This is a genomic window from Streptacidiphilus neutrinimicus, assembly GCF_000787815.1.
In the GTDB taxonomy this organism is placed as follows: domain Bacteria; phylum Actinomycetota; class Actinomycetes; order Streptomycetales; family Streptomycetaceae; genus Streptacidiphilus; species Streptacidiphilus neutrinimicus.
Genome location: NZ_BBPO01000042.1, coordinates 1 through 4927 on the forward strand (window position 1 = coordinate 1; position 4927 = coordinate 4927).

General features: G+C 75.7%; 5 protein-coding genes. 2 read left to right on the forward strand and 3 right to left on the reverse strand.

Annotated elements, in window-relative coordinates; translation table 11 throughout:
* The first annotated feature begins 282 nt into the window (after window positions 1-282).
* Window positions 283-987: a TNT domain-containing protein gene (locus tag TR48_RS24355; RefSeq protein WP_042370945.1), complete on the forward strand. Its 705-nt coding sequence runs from the start codon at window positions 283-285 to the stop codon at window positions 985-987.
* Between the two features lie 45 nt (window positions 988-1032).
* On the opposite strand, the gene TR48_RS24360 is transcribed toward TR48_RS24355, so the two are convergent.
* A complete protein-coding gene (locus TR48_RS24360) occupies window positions 1033-1404 on the reverse strand; it encodes a DoxX family protein (RefSeq protein WP_042370947.1) in 372 nt (123 codons plus the stop codon).
* Between the two features lie 95 nt (window positions 1405-1499).
* On the opposite strand from TR48_RS24360, the gene TR48_RS39220 reads away from it, so the two are divergent.
* On the forward strand, window positions 1500-1712 hold the full coding sequence (locus tag TR48_RS39220; protein ID WP_152628156.1) for a hypothetical protein: 213 nt from the start codon (window positions 1500-1502) through the stop codon (window positions 1710-1712).
* On the opposite strand, the gene TR48_RS39225 is transcribed toward TR48_RS39220, so the two are convergent.
* Window positions 1690-4173: a protein kinase domain-containing protein gene (locus tag TR48_RS39225; RefSeq protein WP_161789899.1), complete on the reverse strand. Its 2484-nt coding sequence runs from the start codon at window positions 4171-4173 to the stop codon at window positions 1690-1692. The two genes, TR48_RS39220 and TR48_RS39225, sit on opposite strands and share 23 nt — an antisense overlap.
* Before the next feature lie 148 nt (window positions 4174-4321).
* Window positions 4322-4927 (reverse strand): tetratricopeptide repeat protein (locus TR48_RS24370; protein ID WP_236652308.1); only part of this gene is annotated, 606 nt, incomplete at its 5' end.

Below are 4927 nucleotides of genomic sequence, written 5' to 3' on the forward strand. Positions count from 1 at the left end.
GGCTGCGCCGCGAGGAGTTCGACCGCCGCTTCCCCGGCCTGCTCGCCCTGATCCTGGCCGAGGAGACCGCGGCCTGACGCGGCGCCACGGCGCTCGGCTGCCCGGGGGAATTTCGTCGGCACGCCCGTCCGCCGAGCCCTGCCTGAGCCGTCATGCCTGGTCGCACTGGCTATAAGTGACAGTAGGTCACGTGCGACCGGGCGGCCGTCCGAGGTCTTCCGGCGCCGTGTCACGCCCGCGGCCCGCCCCACGCCCGCGGGCTCACGGGCGGAAGGAAGCCGGATGCGTTTGACACGTCGTCTCCTGGGGAGCGCGCTCGCCTCACTCCTGCTGGCCGTCACCACGCCAGTCGCGGCTCACGCTGACGCCGCCGCGACCGGCCCGGGTGCGGAGAGCTGCCCGATCGCCCACAGGACGGCGGCCACGACGACGGCCCCGCCCGCCCTGGAGGACTACTACCGCGGCGACTGGCGGCTCGGCCCCGCCTCGCTGCCCCGGGCCGGAGCGATCGGCAGGATGCTGCGGGGCTACCGCCCGCAGGACTCGACCTCGCCCTACTGGATCCTCGGCTGCTACTGGCAGACGAGCCAGGCCACCAACCAGTCCGGCTGGTGGTACCCGGACAACAACGGCTTCGTGCTGCGCGGCGGACGCCCCGTCGAGCACGCGCAGCGGCTGCGCGAGGGCCAACTGGTCGACCTCTTCGGCAGCGGCCGCGGCTCCTTCCTCGCCCCGGTCGGCACCCCCTACGCCGAGCGCGCGCTGCCGCCGACCAACCTGGACGAGTACAGCGCGACCGGCCCGGTGGTCAACTACCACCTCTACCGCGTCGCGAAGCCGTTCACCGTGCAGGCCGGCCCGATCCGCCCCTGGTTCGGCCAGCAGGGCCTGGGGACCCAGTACTGGACCGCCTACGCGGACGCCACGCGCACCGTCGCCTCCCTCAAGGCCCAGGGCTTCCTGGACGAGATCCCCCAGGCGCAGTAGGCGCGCCCTCGCGGCCGCGTCCCGAACCGGGCACCTGTCGGCCGGTCAGCCCCGGGCGATCCGGAGCGACCGCAGTACCAGCGGCGCCTGGAGGGGGACGCGGCACCAGGCCGCGGCCCGCAGCGCGGGCGACCGGTCGTGCCAGTCCAGTGCCATCTGCACGTTGGCGGGGAGCACCGCGAGGAAGAGACCGGCGGCCAGGCGACCGCCCGTCCTGCGGGTCCGCGGGTGAGCAAGCGCCGCCGCGATGCCGAGTTCAGCGGCCCCGCTGAGGTACGTCCAGGTCCGGGGCCGTCCGGGGAGCGCTCGGGGCACGATCGCGTCGAACGGCCGGGGCGTGACGAAGTGTGCCACCCCGGCGACGGCGAGCAGCCCGGCCAGGGCGGTGGCGGACGGGGCGGGCGTGCTGTCGCTCACGGGGCACCTCACGGATCGGGCGAAGTCTTCTACTGACGGGTAGCAAGAGGCTACCGGCCCGGAGCCGCGGGCGCCCTCGCCGTAGCCTCGGCCGCATGGGGGAGCCGGGGGAGCCACCGGTGCTGCGGGGCCTGCGGGTCGTCGTCGCGGGAGCCGGGCTGGGCGGGCTGTGCCTGACGCAGGGCCCGCTGCGAGCCGGGTGCGCGGTCCAGGTCTTCGAACGCGACACGAGCCCGGACGCCCGACGGCAGGGCTGCCGGCTCCATCTCGACGCCCGCGCCGGGCTCACGGCCTGGCGTCGTCCGTGACCGTCCGCCGCACGGTGGAGTCGTTCGACCGGTCCCGTTCGGTGTCCTCGTCCGCGTGCGCCCGGGTGGAGGCGAGCGTCTCGTAGCGACGGGTGGCGGGCACCGTCGCGACCTCGCCGACCAGCGCCCGTGCCTGCTCCGGCAGCGTCGGGCGGCCGATCGCGCCCTCGCCGGCCCCGGGGACGAGTGCCTCGGCCACGTCGCGGGGGGTCGGCCGCCGCTCCGGGTCCGGGTGCAGGCACGATCGGACCACCTCCGTCAGCGGTGCGGGCAACCCGGCGAGACGGGGGCGGCCGGCCCGGATGTTGGCGACCACCGCCGCCGTGCTCCGGCCCCAGGGGCTGCGGCCCAGCGCGAGGTGGGCGAGGACGCTGCCCAGGGAGAACACGTCGCTGGCCGGGGTGAACGCGGGCTCAGCGCGCAGCTGCTCCGGGGAGGCGAAGGCGGGGGTGCCGGTGAAGCCGCGCCGCGGCTCGGTGAGGTGCTCGATCTGGGCGATGCCGAAGTCGATCACGCGCGGACCGTCCTCGGTCAGCAGCACGTTGCCCGGCTTGAGATCGAGGTGCACGATGCCCTCGGCGTGGATGGCGTCCAGAGCCACGGCGATGCCCGCCCCCAGCGTGTGCACCAGGTCGGCGTCCAACCGCCCGCACCGCTCGAGGAGTTCCTGCAGCGAGGGGGCCGCCACATAGGGCACCGCCATCCACGGCACCGGGCCGTCGGGGTCCGCGGCGATCACCGGCACGGTGAAGCGCCCGTCGACGCGCCGGGCCGCCCGCACCTCGTGCGCGAAGCTCTGCTTGATCCTGGCTTCCGCCGCGAGGTGCGCGTGCAGCGTCTTGACCGCGACCATGAGCCCGTCCGCATCCTGGCACAGGTAGACACGGCCGAAGCCGCCCTCGCCGACGCACTCCAGCACCTCGTACGCGCCGAACGCCTGGGGGCGGGCCGCCCCGGCGGCGGGTCGCGCCCGTTTGACCTCCCGCCAGGTCCCGATCGCCGCGGCCTGGTCGTGCACCGCCGTCCGCCCCGTCGGTTCGCCCGCGGGCAGCCGCTTGGGCGCGCCGGGTGCGCCCGCGGTGGGCTGGTCGTCCTTGACCACGACGACCCGCGCCACCATGGGCGCGCCTTCCTGGAAGGCGAACGCCTGCAGGTGCAGGTTCCCGTCGTCCGGACGGGAGACGTAGGCGGCGGCCAGCCCCAGCCGACCGCACAGCGCGGCCTCTTCGGCGGTGGGGCGCAGGTCCTGGCGGGCGAAGCAGAGCGCCGTCGCCTCGTCCCCGTGCTCGCACAGCTCGCCTATCACGGCCGCCCACCACGCTGCGGCGCCCTCGTCCGGGGCCCCGTCGCGGCCGGTCGGCTGCTCGCCGGTGTCGACGATCGCGAAGCGGGTCGCCTCGGACGCGCCGGCCTGGCGCCACAGCACCGCGCACGCCCTCCCCGGCGCGGCCCGCAGGCCGTCGCCCAGCGCCGTCGCGGTGCGCTCCGCGATCCGCAGCGCTGGACGTCGCGCCATCCGGGCCAGCTCCTCGCGCTGGCCGCGGAGCGTGTCGTACTCCGGCGAGCCCGGGCCCTGCCCCTGGAGCTCCATGCACGCGAGCACCCGGCCGAAGCGCTCCACGGCCGCCGCGTGGTCGCCCGCCTTGACCGCGGCCTTCGCCTCCGCGACGCGCGCGAACAGGACCTGGGAGCTGGCGGCGCCGTGCAACTGCTCGCACCGCGCGGCCAGCTGCCCGTACATCCGCCCGGCCCGCTGGAAGTCTCCGGCGGCCTCCACGGCGGCGGCCGTGTCCAGGAGGTCCTGCAGGCCCTCCTCCCCGCCTTCGTTGCCGAACGGAAGGACTCCGGCGACCTCGGCGTAGCGCTGCCGGGCGATGCTCACGAACGGGTGGCCGGGCCCCAGCCTCTGCTGGGCCGTCTGCAGCATCCGGGCGAAGGTGCGCAGGGCGGCGGCGTTGTCGCCGCCCTGCTGCTGCCAGTAGCCCACCTCGCACAGCAGGGTGACCGCCGCCTCGTCACGGCCCTGCTGTTCGGCGGCCCGGTGCATCTCCTCGTAGCGGCGCACGGCCTCCTCGGGCCGGCCCGCCCGGCCGTACCAGTGGGCGAGCTGGTGCCGGGCCAGCTCGGTGTCCTGGTGGTGCGGTCCCTGTAACCGCTGCCGGTCGGCCAGGAGCCGGGAGAACAGCTCCACCGCGGCCTGCGGCCGACCGGACTCCCCGGTCCAGTGCGCCAGTTGGTGCCGCAGCGCCAAGGTGTCGGGCTCCTGCGGCCCGAGGACGCGTTCGGCGCGTGCCACCAGGTCCGCGTAGCGTTCGGCCGCCTGCCCCGCGCCGCCCAGGTTGCCGATCACCTCGGCCGCCTTGCTGTCCCTGCGCAGCGACGCGCGACCCCCCGTGCGGCCCTCCGCGCCGCGAGCTGACGCGGCCTCACGTCCCTTGCCGAACCACTTCACCAAGCCCACCCCCGAATGCCGCAGCCGGTTGCGTGTCGAGCCACCAGTATGCCCAACCCAATCGTTTGCGCCAATCGTTTGCGCAATCGGGCCCCGTGCAGCCCGGTGGAGGTCGCCATCAACGACCGGGGGAGCGGACGGTGCAGGGCGGGGCCGGTCAGATCCGGTGCCGCGCCGCGTCGTCGGGCGTGGCGGGACGGTCGCCGTCCGGCTCCCCGGAAGCAGCGCGGAGCAGAAGCTCGGCCTGCTCACCGAGCCGACGGGACCTGATCTGCCGGGCCAGGTCGCGGGCCTCGTGCAGGTGCAGCCGGGCCTCGTCGTGGTGCCCCAGCCGCACGCAGGTGTCGGCCATGCCGAGCAGGGCCTCGGTGAGCAGCCGCGGCTCGTCGGTCCGGCCGGCCAGGTCGAGCGCCTCCTGGTGGAGCGCGCGCCCCCGCTCGCCGTGGCCGAGGCGGGTGTGGACCGTGGCGAGGGCGGTCAGGGCGCCGACGTGGAAGCGGGCGTCCTGGGTCTCGCGCGCCAGTTCCACGGCGCCCTGGGCGAGTTCCAGCGCCTGGTCGAGGCGGTCGGCGTCACGGAGCACCTCGGCCTTGATCCGCAGGGTGTCCGCCTCGTTGCGCCGGTCGCCGACCTCCCGGTGCAGCTCCAGGGCCTTGTCGGGCAGGTCCAGCGCCTGCTGACGGACGTCGTCCCGCTCGGCCTGGCCGGGCCGGCGGGCGCCCTCCACCAGCGCACGCGCGTTTCCCCCGTGACCGCCCCTCCC